This window comes from Paenibacillus sp. P46E (assembly GCF_001909095.1).
GTDB classification, from domain to species: Bacteria; Bacillota; Bacilli; order Paenibacillales; family Paenibacillaceae; genus Paenibacillus_AQ; species Paenibacillus_AQ helianthi.
In genome coordinates this window covers 84883-101838 of sequence record NZ_LVYZ01000031.1, presented here as the reverse complement: position 1 = coordinate 101838, position 16956 = coordinate 84883, and the positions used below count along the sequence as shown (strand labels likewise).

The 16956-nt window shown below is 50.2% G+C and carries 8 protein-coding genes; 5 read left to right on the top strand and 3 right to left on the bottom strand.

Going from position 1 to position 16956, the window contains the following annotated elements; genetic code table 11:
- The first annotated feature begins 3 nt into the window (after positions 1 to 3).
- Both A3849_RS08865 and A3849_RS08860 read left to right on the top strand, forming a co-directional pair.
- A complete protein-coding gene (locus tag A3849_RS08865) occupies positions 4 to 858 on the top strand; it encodes a carbohydrate ABC transporter permease (protein ID WP_074111071.1) in 855 nt (284 codons plus the stop codon).
- Between the two features lie 63 nt (positions 859 to 921).
- A complete protein-coding gene (locus A3849_RS08860; protein ID WP_074111070.1) occupies positions 922 to 1887 on the top strand; it encodes a glycoside hydrolase family 43 protein in 966 nt (321 codons plus the stop codon).
- Positions 1888 to 1987: 100 nt separating this feature from the next.
- Here A3849_RS08860 and A3849_RS08855 read toward each other — a convergent pair whose 3' ends face one another.
- Positions 1988 to 3031, bottom strand: a complete 1044-nt coding sequence (locus tag A3849_RS08855) for a HAMP domain-containing sensor histidine kinase (protein WP_074111069.1) — start codon at positions 3029 to 3031, stop codon at positions 1988 to 1990.
- Complete coding sequence (locus A3849_RS08850) at positions 3028 to 3702, bottom strand: response regulator transcription factor (RefSeq protein ID WP_074111068.1); 675 nt, start codon at positions 3700 to 3702, stop codon at positions 3028 to 3030. Before A3849_RS08850 ends, A3849_RS08855 begins: the two co-directional genes overlap by 4 nt.
- A 196-nt stretch (positions 3703 to 3898) precedes the next feature.
- Between A3849_RS08850 and A3849_RS08845 the strand changes: the two genes are divergently transcribed.
- On the top strand, positions 3899 to 6277 hold the full coding sequence (locus A3849_RS08845) for an ABC transporter ATP-binding protein/permease (protein ID WP_074111067.1): 2379 nt from the start codon (positions 3899 to 3901) through the stop codon (positions 6275 to 6277).
- Between the two features lie 140 nt (positions 6278 to 6417).
- Here A3849_RS08845 and A3849_RS08840 read toward each other — a convergent pair whose 3' ends face one another.
- On the bottom strand, positions 6418 to 10830 hold the full coding sequence (locus A3849_RS08840) for a helix-turn-helix transcriptional regulator (protein ID WP_074111066.1): 4413 nt from the start codon (positions 10828 to 10830) through the stop codon (positions 6418 to 6420).
- 147 nt (positions 10831 to 10977) lie between these two features.
- On the opposite strand from A3849_RS08840, the gene A3849_RS08835 reads away from it, so the two are divergent.
- Together A3849_RS08835 and A3849_RS32030 are read left to right on the top strand one after the other, a co-directional pair.
- Positions 10978 to 11157 (top strand): hypothetical protein, encoded by a 180-nt coding sequence (locus tag A3849_RS08835; RefSeq protein ID WP_074111065.1) that lies wholly within the window; start codon positions 10978 to 10980, stop codon positions 11155 to 11157.
- Positions 11158 to 11258: 101 nt separating this feature from the next.
- The gene (locus A3849_RS32030) at positions 11259 to 16769 is read left to right on the top strand and encodes an invasin domain 3-containing protein (protein ID WP_083613412.1); all 5511 of its coding nucleotides are present in this window, start codon (positions 11259 to 11261) and stop codon (positions 16767 to 16769) included.
- The last annotated feature ends 187 nt before the right edge of the window (positions 16770 to 16956 follow it).

The following is a 16956-nucleotide window of genomic DNA, read 5'->3' as shown; positions in this document are numbered from 1 at the left end:
CGCATGGAGAAAATATCGGAAAATGGTAAAGTAAGCCGGAGAATAAACAAAACCATCATCTATGTGGTCTGCATCGCTTTGGCGGTGCTCAGCATTCTGCCGTTCTGGATCATGTTTGTAAACGCCACACGCTCTACACCGGAAATCCAGAGCGGAATCTCGCTGCTTCCTTCGTCCCACATGATGCGCAACCTGCAGGTACTGCTCGACAAGAGCTTTGATCCGATTCAAGGGTTTATGAACTCTTTCATTATCGCAAGTTCTGCAACACTCTGTACCGTCTATTTCTCGTCCCTGGCAGCCTATGGGCTCGTAACGTATAGCTGGAAGCTGCGGGGTCCATTCTTTACCTTCATTATGTGCGTGATGATGATTCCTTCCCAGGCAAGCGCGATCGGGTTCTATCAATTCATGTATAAACTGCATTGGACGAACAATTTCCTTCCGCTGATTCTGCCTGCAATTGCAGCGCCGGCGGTAGTGTTCTTCATGCGTCAATACCTGCTCGCCACATTGTCCATTGAGATTGTAGAGGCCGCACGGGTAGACGGATCTGGCGAGTTCCGCACGTTCAACCGGATTATCATGCCGCTCATGATGCCGGCAATAGCGACACAAGCGATCTTTGCTTTTGTAGCCAACTGGAACAACCTGTTCATGCCGATGATTCTCCTTACACAGAAAGAGAAGTACACGATGCCGATCATGGTAAGTTTGCTTCGCGGTGATATTTACAAGATGGAGTTCGGCTCGATATACATGGGTCTGGCTTTGACGGCACTGCCGCTGTTTGTAGTTTATTTCCTGTTGTCGCGGTATATTATCGCAGGTGTAGCACTTGGAGGCGTGAAAGAATAATTTTGCCGTCAGGCATGTTTCAATGACGGGTGTAAACATTTCAAAGAGGGGAAGAATTCTGTTATGGCAGCACAAAATGAACCGTTAGTTACCCATCTCTATACAGCCGATCCTTCCGCTCATGTATTTGAGGGCAAGCTGTATATTTATCCATCCCATGATATCGACCATGGCGGTCCTACGAACGATAATGGCGACCAGTATGCGATGGAAGATTATCATGTATTTTCTTTGGAAAATCCAGCGTCTCCGTGTGTGGATCATGGAGAGGCGCTTCATCTCCGTGATGTCCCCTGGGCTTCCAAACAAATGTGGGCACCCGACGCCGCGTACCGGAAGGGGACCTATTACCTGTTTTTTCCGGCCCGTGACAAGGAGGGCGTTTTCCGTATTGGCGTAGCAACGGCAGCCTCGCCGGCGGGTCCTTTTCTGGCTCAGGAAAGCTATATCGAAGGGAGCTTCAGCATCGATCCCGCAGTATTTGTTGACGAGGACGAAAGAGCTTATATGTATTTCGGCGGCTTATGGGGCGGACAGTTAGAAAAGTGGCAAACCGGCGTGTACCAGCCGGATGCAGCTGAGAAAGACGCAGGAGAACCGGCTTACGGCCCACGGGTAGCGGAACTGACGGAAGACTTGCTGTCCTTCAAATCGGCCCCCGGGGAAATAACCATTACCGATGAAGAAGGGAACGCTATCCTTGCCGGTGATGAAGACAGGAGATATTTCGAAGGTCCATGGATGCATAAGTATAAGGGGAAATATTATCTGTCCTACTCCACAGGCACGACCCATAAAATCGTCTATGCCGTGAGCGACAAGCCTTGTGGACCTTTTGTGTTTCAAGGAACGATTCTGGAACCCGTCGTGGGCTGGACGACCCACCATTCCATCGTGGAATTTAACGGGAAATGGTACTTGTTCTACCATGACGCATCCTTGTCCGGCGGCGTGGACCACAAACGCTGTGTCAAATTTACGGAGCTGCATTATGAAGAAGACGGCAGAATCCGGCCGGTACTTCTCTAATCGAATGCCCCGCCTCAACTGCCTCTGTCCTACAGAGATAAGGATGTCTTGAAGCTAACGCTTTAAGACATCCTTATTTGCGTTTCTTTCATGTTTGCCTTCATTCACTACCTGCAGGCAGCATAATCGTAAAGGTTGAACCTTGTCCCGGCTCGCTATTTACCGCAATGGTGCCTCCGCTTAAGCTGATGATGCGTCCGACCAGAGGCAGGCCCAGTCCGTTGCCTTCGGAGGAACGTGCAGGGTCGCCTTGGTAGAATTTTTCAAAAATATGCTTGCGGACCTGAGGGGTCATTCCTATTCCTGTGTCGGATATGACCACTCTAATCCAAGGGTCTCCGGGCCGGAGAGAGACGGAGATTTCCCCGCCTTCCGGCGTGAATTTGATCGCATTGCCAAGTAGATTGAGCCATACCTGCATGATCAGCTCTTCATTCCCATAATACTGCAGCTCGTCCAGATCAATGTTGAGGTTCAGCTGCTTGGGAGCCCAGGCCGGCTCCAGCAATAACAGAGCCTGACGGAGCTGCTCATCCAAGCGGTATTCCGTTTGTTCTGTGAGCAGTTCCTGGTTTTCGAGCTTGGAGATTTTGAGAATATTGCCGGACAGGGTGGATAATTGCCGGGCGCTGTCTATAATCATGCCGGTGTATTCATCATGCTCTTCTTTGCTGAGATTATCCTCCTGCAAGAGTGTGGCGTACCCCTCGATAGCGGCAATGGGCGTCTTGAATTCGTGAGACACATTGACAACAAAATCATTGCGGAGGGTCTCGATGCTGCGCAGCTCCTGAACCATAAGATTGAAGTGATGGGCAACGTCGCTGATCTCACCCACCCGGTGCGATTCATTCAAATGAATGTCGAAGTTGCCTGTGGAGACCACCTTGGCCGCCTTGATCAGATCCGCAATTGGAGATAATATTTTTCGGCCCACGGTCACGGTGATGGTTGTCCCGAGGACGAGACTGAACAAAACAATGGTCAGAATAGGCGGAAAAGGATTTCTGTTCTGTATAGTTTCATTGCCAAGGCGAATGTATAGATAGGCTAAGATCAACATGAGTAAAAGGAAGGACAAAATAATCACAAACACCAACGATACAAAATACCACCACAAACCTCTGTTTTTTTTGAGCCTCATCCCAGCTTCACCGCCTTGTAGCCCAATCCTCTTACGGTGACAATTTCAAAGTCAGAGCTTTCCCTGAAACGCTCGCGCAAACGGTTAATATGAACCACCACTGTATGCTCGTCGGATTCTGTATCCATTCCCCAAATTTCATCCATCAGCTGCTGTTTGGTAAAGATTTTGTTCGGATAAGAGATTAATTTATAGAGTAAATAAAATTCTTTCTGCGGAAGAAGGGTGCTCTCTTGGCCCTGAATGACAGTTAACGCATCATAATCGAGCACCGTTCGTCCCCATTCGATCCGGCGTTCGCTGATAATCCTGGCCCGGCGAAGCAGTGCCCCAACCCGTAGAATCATTTCATTTACATTAATGGGCTTGACCATATAATCGTCGATTCCGACGAGAAATCCCTGCTGTTTGTCAGCAAAGTTCTCCCGTGCCGTCACCATGAGAACCGGAAGATTGTTGTTATTGTCCCGGAGTGTCCGCGTAAGCTCGTAGCCGTCCATACGCGGCATCATAATATCGCAGATGATCAGATCGATATATTCCTTATCCAGTAACGTGAGTGCATCCTCGCCGTTCACTGCCGGGATGGCGTTGTATCCATTTTTGGTCAGGACTGTACAGAAGAGCTGCCGCAATTTGCTGTCATCCTCAACCACAAGAATATTAAACATGGGGTTTCCTCCTGGAATGCTTCATTGGTTTCACTATATAGATGACTTAAGTATACCTCATCAAGATCAAGTGAATCTCAACTGGTGAAGTTTAGGTTTAGTTTACATTGGGCGCTTATACTGGGGCCAGCAAGACAAGAAGAGAGAGAGAGTAACGATCAATGATCACACGGGTACGGAAAGGGAGAAGAATACGATGCTGCAATTAAAAAACATCACCAAGAGCTATAAGACCGGGGAATTCACACAGGTTGCACTGGATAAGGTGAATCTGAATTTCAGGGAGAGTGAATTCGTTGCGATTCTGGGCCAGAGCGGATCGGGTAAGACAACACTGCTGAATATCATCGGCGGACTGGATCAATATGACAGCGGGGAGCTGATTATTAACGGCCAATCCACGGAGCATTTCAAAGACGGAGATTGGGATGCATACCGCAATAACAGTGTGGGCTTTATTTTCCAAAGCTATAATCTGATTTCACATCTGAGTATTACGGATAATGTGGAGATGGGGATGACACTCAGCGGGGTAGCCTCTGCTGAGAAGCACCGTAAGGCGCTTGAAGCGCTGGAGAAGGTTGGACTCAAGGAGCATGTCCATAAAAAACCAAACCAGCTCTCCGGTGGACAAATGCAGCGGGTCGCAATTGCCCGTGCCCTGGCCAACAATCCGGACATTATTCTCGCGGATGAGCCGACAGGTGCTCTGGATACAGAAACCAGTGAGCAAATCATGGAGCTGATTAAGACCATCGCGGAAGATAAACTGGTCATCATGGTTACCCATAATCCGGAGTTGGCCGAGAGCTATGCAGACCGCGTGATCCGCTTCTCGGACGGACATGCGGTATCGGACAGCAATCCGCTGGCCAATCAAAAGCTCTCAAGCTCCTACAAGCTGAAAGAGACCAGCATGGGTTTTTTTACCGCCTTGAAATTATCCGGGAAAAATATCGCAACCAAGAAATGGCGGACGGGCCTGACGGCTTTTGCTTCAAGTATCGGGATCATTGGTATCGCCTTGATTCTGTCCTTGTCGAATGGATTCGATAAGCAGATCAGCTCCTATGAAACCGGGGCGCTCTCCAACTTCCCGATCTCGATCAATCAGACGGCAATGAATGTAGAGCTGGGGCCGCCAAGAGACGGAGCATCAGAACTTCCCTCATACCCTGCAGAGAAAAAGCTGTATCCCTATGACCCCAGCGAAAACTCTACACAGCATACCAATGTGCTGACCAAGGAATATATAGATTATCTAAAGAAAATCGATCCTAAGCTAATTGACGGAATTTCCTATACCCGCACCGTGAATATGAATGTACTGGTATCGGATGGACAAACGGCGACCACGCTGGATAAAAATAATATCAGCTTAACGGCATATCCCAGCAAACAGGGAAGTGAGACAGGGAGCTATCTGGAGCAATATTATGATGTGCTGGAGGGAAAATATCCTTCCGGGAAGACGGATGTCGTACTCATTGTGGACGAATATAACCGCCTGACCGATGCTGCGGTAGATGCCCTGGGGCTCGATTATAAAGTGGACAGCATCAATCTGGGAGATCTTATTGGAACTCAGCTGAAGCTTGTGATGAATAATGACTATTACCGCAAAAACGGTGAGCAGTTTGTCGTAAACGGAACAGCGTCGAATTTAACAGAGCTCTATAACAGCCCTAAAGCAGTGACTCTGAACATCGTTGGGGTGCTGCGCGGCAAGGAAGGCTCCAGTGTATCTACAATGTCTCCAGGCATTGCCTATTCGGATGAGCTTGCCGCTTCATTTATAGCAGATGCACAGAAATCCGAGATCGTATTGGCACAGGAAAAAGCAGACGTCAATGTGCTGACCGGTCAAGCATTGTCAGATGGTGTCGCGGGTAGTGGTTCAGCCGGAGCAGCAGGTACAAACCGGCTGATGATGGGTCCTGGCGGAGGCGCAGCAGGAGGGCATGCTTCCTTGACTAAAGAGGATGTGCTTGCATCCCTAGGGGCAACAGATATTCCTAGCTCAGTTTCTTTGTACCCGATTGATTTCAGTGCCAAGGAATCGGTCACTGCTTATCTGGACAAATGGAATGAAGGCCGTGAATCCAAGGATCAGGTGAAATATACCGATTTGGCGGCTATGGTTACCAACATCTCCGGTGGTATCATGGACGGGATTACCATGGTGTTGATTGCTTTTGCCGCGATTTCCCTGGTAGTATCCTTGATTATGATCGGGATTATCACATATATTTCTGTCATGGAGCGGACGAAGGAGATTGGAGTCCTGCGCGCACTGGGCGCCCGCAAGAAGGATATTACACGGGTATTCAATGCTGAGACTTTTATCATCGGGGCTTGCTCCGGGATTCTGGGGATTGGTATTACCTACCTGCTTACCATTCCGGTTAATGCGATACTCTATAATCTGACCGATCTGTCAAACGTAGCCCAGCTCAACCCGTTGCATGCATTAATTCTGGGTGTGATCAGTGTAGGGCTTACGATGATCGGCGGCTTCATTCCGGCCAAGATGGCCGCGAAGAAAGACCCGGTTGCAGCGCTGCGCAGTGAGTAACGGCTTAACAGTCTAGTTATAGGATTAGCCGGAAAACTGCATTACCCATACAGAAAGAGAGCCGATCCATCGTTGAATCGGCTCTTTCTGTATCATTATGGCATTTATACATGAGCAGGAAAGGAGAATGCCGGAAGAAATCATGGACGGGTAAGCAGATTGAGCTCCTTCGCCTGGATAATGGCTTTGGTACGCCGGTTGACCTTTAGTTTGGCGAAAATATTTTTTACATGCACTTTTACCGTCCCAATCGCGATGACCAGTTGGTCGGCTATCTCCTTGTTTGACAGTCCTGCCGCCAATAGGGAAAGCACCTCTAACTCCCGCTCGGTAAGTGGTTCCTCCATTATAGCGGACAACGAGGCTTCTTCCGCTTCCGGGTCTTTATTGGACTGTCCGGCCGTATTTTGCAGCATGCAGAATAAAATTCCATTGGATGCCATAGCCTGAAGAACGGTTAGGCGATCATACGCGAATACACCGCTTGCCAGCTTGTTTTCCAGGTAGAGGACACCCAGCATATTCCCGTGAACGGTTACCGGTATACAGAGTGCGGACCCGGGCCGATGCTTCGCAATATAAGGATTATGGATCAGCCAGCTCTCTTCACCACCGATATAATGGACATGCTCTTGTGTGCGAAAGACATACCGGATGATGCCCTCCGGCAATAGAAGGCTATCATTCAGCTCAGAAGGCGGGAGGGGAGCCTGCGCTTCTGAATCGGCATACGCCTGAATATTGAGTCCATCCTTATTGTCCATCAGCAAAGCACCCTTGCTGGCACCCGCATATTTCATAATGGTATTCATGATTTCCGCAAGCACTGTCTCACTGTCCATCTGATTCGTTATCATTTGAGTGGTTTTGAGAATCGCTGCAAGATCCAGGCCGTCCAGGGCATGGGTCTCATGATGAGTACCGGCAGCCTCTCCAGCTAACTCTACATCACTCCGGTCCGCCGGAATAGGGATGATCTCAGACAATTCATTAGCCTGTTCCCCGCGTTGCCAGCAGAGTAGCAGGTCCTCTAATTGCTTTATTTTTATCTGCACTCCCCATTGTGTATACGCCTCAAGCGCCAATTGCAAATAGAAGAGGGCTGTTTTACCTTTATCCAGATTCCGGTAGTATCTCGCTGCGAGTTCACCCGCAAGGCTTGTCACCTGAACATCGCCTTGTTCTCTTGCTTCACGGATGGTTTTATCATACAATTCCTCAGCCAGAATGCCTTTACCAGAGGCACGCGCATGTTCAGCCTGCAGAAGGTAATGCCTGGACCGGTAATTGGCCGGACTCCATGCGGCCCATTTTTTGAAGCGGAGGAAATTTCTGTTGAATCGTTTCTTCAAATGTGCCCGTTTCCCAGGCTGTTCAGAATCTGCCAATAGGGCAAGCGATTCATACATCAGGCATTCCGGCAAATGCGGAAGATGTGTGGCATAGGCTTCATAGGGCTCTGCTTGACTGGCCCAGCGGATAGCTTCCTCATAATTACCCAGCAAATAGCTGAGTTGAGTCTTGTAGGTGCTGTACTGAAATAAGGTGGTAGCCGAGGTCTCCTCCATATGAATCCGGCCCAGGAACTCTTCTTCTTCAAAGCCTGTGCTGCTGAACGAATCCGGAGAAAGGGTTCTTCCCTGCAGCGCAAGAATAAATTGCTGATACAGATAAAAGTTCTGCTTCACAAACTCGTCGTTGGTTGTATCCAGAAATACCATATATTCAGTTATCGTTCTGGAAAATTCACTTAACGGTGCTCTTGTGTAGAGTGAGTTAATGTGCGCACCCATGGCATAGCTGGCAAATACATAATCCCCGGATTCCATCCCGAAACGAAGCGCTTTTGCCAAGTAAGCATCTCCTTCACGGGCATTTCCGGCAAATTGACAGAGTACACCGCCGAACATGGTATAAGATTTGCTTTTAACTGAAGTAATATTGTAACGCTCGGAAAGCTCAATTCCGACCTTGCCAATGGCATAGCCCTTATCAAATTTCCCCCGTGCATATCCCAGAAGCATACTGTAAGCAGAATAGACTGCTGCGGAAACAGGGGTGTTTCCATACTTAATAGATAGCTGAATGGCTCTGCACATGAGCAGGAAAAAGACCTCTTTGTTCGTGAAGAAGGTGGAGGGAGTAATCGCCAGAATGAGATGCATCGCAGCAATCCGGTCTTTGTCGGACATTTCCTCCAAATGCGCGAGCCGGTCATACCGGTTATGCAGCAGCACATCGATCCTCAGCGCTTCAATGAACAGTTCGAATTTGCCCGGATTGGGCGAAATGTTAACATGATGCTCCCGCAGACTTTCTAGACCGAGCGCAGTGCCCTCCAGATATTTACCCTGATTGATGTATTGCATAATCCGGATCATTTGCACTCTGCTCCGCTCAGCAGCATTGCGCGCACGGAGAAGCAAGAAGTCAATTATGCGGTCAGACTCCACAGCATTACCGCATAAATATTCACATTCTGCTTGTTCAGCATGCAGCTCGAAACAGAGCTCGAAGGTGTTGCTCCAAGCTTCTGCTGGCAGCAATTCTACCCCTTTTCTGAAATAACCCAGCGCAACGTCATAAGCGGAGGTGGCCTTGGCGCGGTTTCCCGCATCCAGATTCAATTGTATGAGCTGAAGGATCTCGGCTTCTCCGGTCATTCTGCCAGAGCCTCTATTCAGATGGTTGACCACATCAAACAAGTTCTCTTCGTACCCGGAAGCCTCCCTGTTCAAAGCTCTGCCTATTGAGCTATGGATCGCTTGTTTCGTATCATCATCAATCTGATTGTAAATCAGCTTATGTATATTATCGTGGGCAAAACGGAAGGTACCCGCTTCATCTGCCACTATCATCCCTTCGGCTTCAATCTGGGGCCATTCGGACATGACATCTCCGATCTCCCGATTAGCGACACAAGCTATCAGATTCGGATGGAAGGTGCTTCCTACACAAGCCGAAATTTGAAGCAGCTCCTGCGCAGTGACGGGTAGACGCCGCAGCCTGTGTTCCATCAAGTCATTGATCGCATAGCTGGGTTCCTGCCCAATGACCGATCCCAAATCCCATTGCCAGCACCGGTTCTCATGGTTATACACCAGAATGCTGTCATCCTGCAGGCGTAACAATATTTGCTTGAAATGAAACGGGTTGCCATTCGATTTATGATATAGCAGTTCTGTAAAAGATAGCGCAGTATCCGCTTGGGTATTCAAGGTTTCTATCGTAATATCGTTCATTTGTTCAAGGCTGAGCGGGGACAGATGAATATGCCGGATAGCTGCCTGATCGGTAACGCTCCCGCCATGTCCGTACCCTGGCAGACTGTTAAGGTCTATATCGTTATAGCGATAAGCGCAGACGAACATCAAATATTGGCATTCCGGATCGCACAACAGCGCGTGAATTAACTGCAGCGACGAAGAATCCGCCCATTGCAAATCATCGATAAACAGGACGAGGGGATGTTCTTTAGAAGCCAGCGCTTGAACAAATTTGCGGAAAACATAGATAAACCGTTTCTTCGATTCATTAGCCGGAAGCTCTTCCACAGAGGGCAGGGGGCCAAGTATCAGCTCGGCTTCAGGAATAATGGCAGTGATCACGTTGGCGCTTGCCCCGAGTGCTTCCTGCAGCTTTTGTCTCCACAGCTCGGACTGTTCCTTGCGTTCACCCAGCAAATGCCGCATCAATCCGCGAAAGGCTTGAATAATCGGATGATAAGGGCTTTCTTTAGAGATTTGCTCAAACTTTCCGGTGACATAAAAAAAATTACGGGCATGCTGCTGTTTGCGGAAAACCTCGTCCATAAGGCTTGTTTTGCCGATACCGGCTTCACCGGACACATACACCATTTCGGTTGATCCGAAGCAAGCAGAATAAAAAGCCTGGGTCAGCATGGAGATCTCATATTCTCTGCCGTGAAACCCCGGTTCCATAAAAAAGGTGTCGTGGGAACGTCCGACTTTATCCAGGTCTGCCAATAAAAAACCGGCATTTTGATAGCGGTTATCCGGATTTTTGTCGAGCAGTCTCATGACTACAGCTTCCAAGCCTTCAGGTAAATAGGTCTGCTCCTGGGTCAGCGGAGGGGGGACTTGGGCCAGGTGCATATACACCCATTCCAGCGGATTGTCGGCAAGAAAAGGCAGATGTCCGGCCAATAATTCGTAGAAAATAATGCCTACAGAGTACAGATCACTTCGCTCATCCACTGTCCGCAGCATTCTTCCTGTATTCTCAGGTGAACAATAGGCGAGGCCTGCATCTGATATACCATAACCGGCTGGACGCAAATAACCATGGTCTGAACGATGGAGGGCATAACCTGAATCTATTAAATAGGCTTCTTGTCCATTAGAACGAACACCGATCCGCTCCGGCCGCAAATCGAGATGAAGGATCTGTAACTGATGAAGCTGCAGAACACAAGCTACGATGGACCTGGCGAGGGTGAGAAACACCTCCGGGTTCATGCGGGTCTGTCCGTTCATCCATTCCCTAAGTGTTGAATTTCTGATAACAATGTCGGATTGCTGATTTACTTTCATTTTTAGACACCTCTAATCTTGAACGTAGTAGCGAATACAATCTATTGTAATGGAAGATATACCTTTTTAGGTATAGAGAATTTTAAGGAATGACTCTAATCTGGGAGTATGTTTAATGGGCTGAATTTAGAAGCAGGAGAGGTCTAGGTGATTAAAATGGAGAATGCACTGATTGCGTTTATTAGTATTGTTCTTCTTGGAATTGTGATCTTTGCGAAGATTTGGTGGGACGGATCCGGGATCAGTTTTAAATTTACAAAATGGTATTTTGGTATTTTTTTTATTGCGGCACTGATTGTTGGAGGAGGTACTTTTTTCGTCAGTTAAGTCATTATATCGGTAAGCTCCTTCGGATTTGGTAGGTACAATTCACAAATACATAAGTGTTTTTCGATTCATCGGAAATACAAGAAAGAGAGGATATTTTTATGAAAGGAATCAGACGATACAAACGCTGGATCGCCATGACTCTGATATTCATGCTTGCTATAGGATCGTTGTCTCATGGGGAAGTGTCTGCTGCAGATCCGGAGGTGCTCGATCAAAAGCAGGAAAATAATACTGGAAATGTATGGGCCAGTTATGATTATCCAAGATTTCAGACCTTTACTCCGGAGATTACCGGGAGTCTCAGCAGGATTGAACTGAATATTTTCGATACCGCTGCTCCAGGAGCCCTGAAGGTGAAAATTTATAAGGATGGCGATCTTTCGACATTGCTCGCTGAAGCGCAGCTGACTTCCTTCAGCGCAGGCTGGGTGTCGGTTAATTTCTCAGGAGCATCGCCTTATCTGCAGAAGGGTACGATGTATCGAATGGTTGCTTCCACGGAATTCGGAGGCTCGGCTGGCTTCGGATGGTATGGCAGCACCGGCAACCCGTATTCAAGAGGATACTCTTCGGCTAACAATTATGACTTCTCTTTTAGAACGTACATGGTTGCGGATTATTCGACATCCCCCGCATTAAGTGAGATCTCCACTGCTGAATCAAGTATTGTAGCGGATGGCATGAGTCAGACGGCAGTGACGGTGAAGCTGAAGGATGCACAGGGTAATGCGTTGACGACGGGAGGGGAGATCGTGGCCATTACGTCGACCTCGGGATCGGTGAGCACCGTCACGGACAACCATAACGGAACCTATACGGCGATGCTGACGGCACCGGTAACGGTGGGGACCGCGACCGTAAGTGCCACTGTTGGCGGAACTGCGCTGGGTGGAACGGCAACGGTGCAGTTCGTGCCCGGAGCACCATCTAGTGCGAACAGCACCATAGCCGTGGGCAATAGCTCGCTGATGGCGGACGGCACGAGTCAGACGGCAGTGACGGTGAAGCTAAAGGATATGCAGGGCAATGGACTGACGGCTGGAGGGGCGACGGTGGCCATTACGTCGACCTCAGGATCGGTGAGCACCGTCACGGACAACCATAACGGAACCTATACGGCGATGCTGACGGCACCGGTAACGGTGGGGACCGCGACCGTAAGTGCCACTGTTGGCGGAACTGCGCTGGGTGGAACGGCAACGGTGCAGTTCGTGCCCGGAGCACCATCTAGTGCGAACAGCACCATAGCCGTGGGCAATAGCTCGCTGATGGCGGACGGCACGAGTCAGACAATCGTGACGGTGAAGCTAAAGGATGCGCAGGGCAATGCGCTGACGGCCGGAGGGTCGACGGTGGTAATTACGTCGACCTCAGGATCAGTGAGCATCGTCACGGACAACCATAACGGGACTTATACGGCGATGCTGACGGCACCGGTAACGGTGGGGACTGCAACGGTCAGTGCTACTGTCAGTGGAACTGCGCTGGGCAGTACGGCAACGGTACAGTTCGTGACCGGAGCACCGTCCAGTGCGAACAGCACCATAGCCGTGGGCAATAGCTCGCTGACGGCGGACGGCACGAGTCAGACGGCAGTGACGGTGAAGCTGAAGGATGCGCAAGGCAATGCGCTGACGGCCGGAGGGGCGACGGTGGTAATTACGTCGACCTCGGGATCGGTGAGCACCGTCACGGACAACCATAACGGAACCTATACGGCGATGCTGACGGCACCGGTAACGGTTGGGACTGCAACCGTAAGTGCCAGTGTTGGCGGTAGTTCGTTGCCGGGAACGGCAACGGTACAGTTCGTGCCCGGAGCACCGTCTAGTGCGAACAGCACCATAGCCGTGGGCAATAGCTCCCTAACGGCGGACGGCACGAGCCAGACGGCAGTGACGGTGAAGCTGAAGGATGCGCATGACAATCCGCTGACGGCCGGAGGGTCGACGGTGGTAATTACGTCGACCTCGGGATCGGTGAGCACCGTCACGGATAACCATAACGGAACCTATACGGCGATGCTGACGGCACCGGTAACGGTGGGGATTGCGACCGTAAGTGCCAGTGTTGGCGGCAGTGCGCTAACTGGAACAGCAACAGTCGAATTTGTAGCCGGAGCACCATCTAGTGCGAACAGCACCATAGCCGTGGGCGATAGTTCCCTAACGGCGGATGGCACGAGCCAGACGGCAGTGACGGTGAAGTTGAAGGATGCGCAGGGCAATGCGCTGACGGCCGGAGGGTCGACGGTGGTAATTATGTCGACCTCGGGATCGGTGAGCACCGTCACCGACAACCATAACGGGACTTATACGGCGATACTGACGGCACCGGTAACGGTGGGGACTGCGACCGTAAGTGCCAGTGTTGGCGGCAATGCGCTAATTGGAACAGCAACAGTCGAATTTGTAGCCGGAGCACCATCTAGTGCGAACAGTACCATAGCCTTGGGCAATAGCTCGCTGACGGCGGACGGCACGAGCCAGACGGCAGTGACGGTGAAGCTGAAGGATGCGCATGGCAATGCGCTGACGGCCGGAGGGTCGACAGTGGTAATTACGTCGACCTCGGGATCGGTGAGCACCGTCACGGATAACCATAACGGAACCTATACGGCGATGCTGACGGCACCGGTAACGGTTGGGACTGCGACCGTAAGTGCCAGTGTTGGCGGCAGTGCGCTAACTGGAACAGCAACAGTCGAATTTGTAGCCGGAGCACCATCTAGTGCGAACAGTACTATAGCTGTGGGCGATAGCTCCCTAACGGCGGACGGCACGAGTCAGACAATCGTGACGGTGAAGCTGAAGGATGCGCATGGCAATCCGCTGACGGCCGGAGGGTCGACGGTGACCATTACGTCGACCTCGGGATCGGTGAGCACCGTCACGGATAACCATAACGGAACCTATACGGCGATGCTGACGGCACCGGTAACGGTTGGGACTGCGACCGTAAGTGCCAGTGTCGGCGGCAGTGCATTGCCGGGAACAGCAACGGTTCAGTTTATAGCTGGAGCACTTTCAACAGAGACTGGCATCATCGCGGCGGGTGACTTTTCGCTGATCGCCGACGGGACGAGTCAGACCGTGGTAACGGTGAAGCTGAAGGATGCACAGGGAAATGCCTTGACCACCGGAGGGGCAGTGGTATTGATTACATCGACCTCAGGTACGATGAGCACTGTAACCGATAACCACAATGGTACCTATACGGCGACATTGACGGCCTCAACAACGGTAGGGACCGCGAAGATAAGTGCCTCTGCCGATGGGAGGTCGCTGGCCTCAACGGTAACGGTTCAGCTTGTACCAGGTGAAGTAAGTGCATCTCACTCCACAATTACCGCAAGTAGCCTGGTCGTTCGGGCGGATGGACAGAGCCAAGCCTTGATCTCTGTGAAGCTTCAAGACGGCTATGACCATCCGCTTGAAGGAAAACAGGTACGTCTTCAAGCTCAAGCTGGAAGCTCTGTCATTACAGAAGTTTATGGGAACTCTGTCACCAAAGAAGTATATGGACTGACCAATGCGGAGGGCCTTACCACATTTGCGGTCAACAATGTGGTGGCGGAGAAAGTGACTTATTCTGCAATAGACGAAGCAAGTGGTACAGCGCTGGATCAAACGGTGAATATTACTTTTACGTACGACCAGCCTCCTGTTATTGAACTGAGCATGGATCAGGTCGAACCAACCTTCGGCAGTGTAAATGTTGCGGTAACGGCGTCTGTGTATGGTGAATTCAACCAGGTCTCCTCTATAAAATGGGCGGCAGGAAGCCGTTCGATCTCCTATTTTGATACACAGGGTACAGAACTTACAGACCACTTCACCGTGCAGGTGAATGGAATTTATTCAGTCTATGTGGCAGATAAGGCAGGTAATGTGAATGTAAGCTTGATTGAAATCCGGAATATCGTTCCTTTGAGCAGCAATGCGGACTTGAAAGTTTGGCAGCTGATAGGACTCGGCGGGACAGTAAAGTTTGATTTTGACCCCGGGAAGTCAAGCAGCAGTCTGGAAGTAAGCCATCCGGTGTATGGGTTGAAAATGCTTCTGACTCCTGCTGATGTCTATTCTGCCGTCTATGTGAACGAACTCCAGGTAGACAGTCATTCGCTAACTAGGGAGTATGTTCTGGCAACCGGTCCAAATAAGTTCGAGGTCCGTGTCAAAGCACAGGATGATTCAATGAAAACCTACACGCTCAACGTGACACGCTTAGCCGACTCCAAGCCGGATTCAACACCAGCACCAACATCAACACCAGCACCAACATCAACACCAACACCAACACCAACACCAACACCAGTCCCGATCCCTGTCCCGGCGGCTCCTTCGAATCCCCCAAGCTCTTCGAATCCGCCATCACCGGACAAAATGCCTGTGGTCCGGGTTAATGATCAGAAAGTAACAGGGATTGTCACCGTTCAAACCGATACGAATGGAGCAAAATCCATCGATGCTCTGCTGAATTTGGATCACCTGCGCCAGGTAATCGATTCGCTGCCTAACGCCGCTGAAGCTAATCTCTCGATTTCAATCGAGGAAGGGGCAGACAATCTCACACTAAGACTTTCTGGGGATACAGTCCCGATTCTAGCCGGGAAAGTAGCCACAATCACGTTTGCAACCCAGTACGGCCAATATCGCCTGCCACTAAATGAAATCGTAAATCGGGAGTCTGACTGGACGAAGGATATGGAGGTGAGGCTCTTGATGGGGCACGGCCCAGCGGAAGAAGGATTGCAGAAGGCGGCAAATGCCGGTGGGTATCAACTTGTGACTGATCCGGTCCACTTTACCGTCCAGATCAAGCGTAATGGCAAGACTGAAGAAGTATCCAGCTTCAATCATTTTGTAGAAAGAGTTATTTACCTGCCTTTGGATGCCGGTGCTGCTTCAACGGCTGTGGTATGGGATCAGAATGCGGGTGTGCGTCCGGTGCCGACAACATTCATCACAGTGGATGGTCACCGGTCTGCTGTGATTCGAAGCCTTACGAACAGCACTTATGCAGTAATATATAGAACGTCCAAATTAACAGATATTCAGGGACATTGGGCTGAAAATGAAATTGCCAGTATGAATAGCAGATTGATCGTCCGGGGGACGGATGGGTCAGAATTTGCACCTGAAGCTATGGTTACCCGTGCTGAACTCGCTGCAATGCTGGCAAGGGCACTTGGGCTGCCGGAAAGAGGGAATCCGGCGGGTTACCTCGACGTAAGCAGTGACGATTGGTACAGTGGCTCGGTATCAGCATCACAAGCATATGGAATGATGGATGGCTTCGGAGACGGTACATTCAGACCGGATCAGGCGGTATCCCGGCAAGAAGCGATTGTAACGATTATCCGGGCATTGCGGCTGGCGGATGCAGCACTGGTGACAAGGAATAGTAGAGCCCAAGCCGATCTAGATGTCTATACCGACAGTGGCCGAATTGCCGGCTGGGCAAGTGGCGCTATACAGTCAGCCATTCAATCCGGCTTGATACAAGGGTACGGAAATGAATTGCGGCCGCAGCAGTCATTAACCCGTGCTGAGACTACTGTCCTCCTGTACCGGATGCTAGTCCAAGCAGAACTAATCAATCACTAAAGCTTATTTATAGACTGTAAACACCCCTTCGCACAGCCCTTGGAGTAAACCTCAGGTTTATCCAATGGAAGTCAAGGGGTGTTGTGTTATGACAGGGTATAAGCCTTTTGACGGAATATACGTCCAATTCTATGGAGCAGCCAAGCTTGACCGTGCAGGGCGATTGGGTTTACCTTTAAAAATATCC

Coding starts and splice junctions, on each gene's coding strand:
- A3849_RS08865 (WP_074111071.1), top strand. CDS start 4: ATGGAGAAAATATCGGAAAATGGTAAAGTAAGCCGGAGAATAAACAAA.
- A3849_RS08860 (WP_074111070.1), top strand. CDS start 922: ATGGCAGCACAAAATGAACCGTTAGTTACCCATCTCTATACAGCCGAT.
- A3849_RS08855 (WP_074111069.1), bottom strand. CDS start 3,031: ATGAGGCTCAAAAAAAACAGAGGTTTGTGGTGGTATTTTGTATCGTTG.
- A3849_RS08850 (WP_074111068.1), bottom strand. CDS start 3,702: ATGTTTAATATTCTTGTGGTTGAGGATGACAGCAAATTGCGGCAGCTC.
- A3849_RS08845 (WP_074111067.1), top strand. CDS start 3,899: ATGCTGCAATTAAAAAACATCACCAAGAGCTATAAGACCGGGGAATTC.
- A3849_RS08840 (WP_074111066.1), bottom strand. CDS start 10,830: ATGAAAGTAAATCAGCAATCCGACATTGTTATCAGAAATTCAACACTT.
- A3849_RS32030 (WP_083613412.1), top strand. CDS start 11,259: ATGAAAGGAATCAGACGATACAAACGCTGGATCGCCATGACTCTGATA.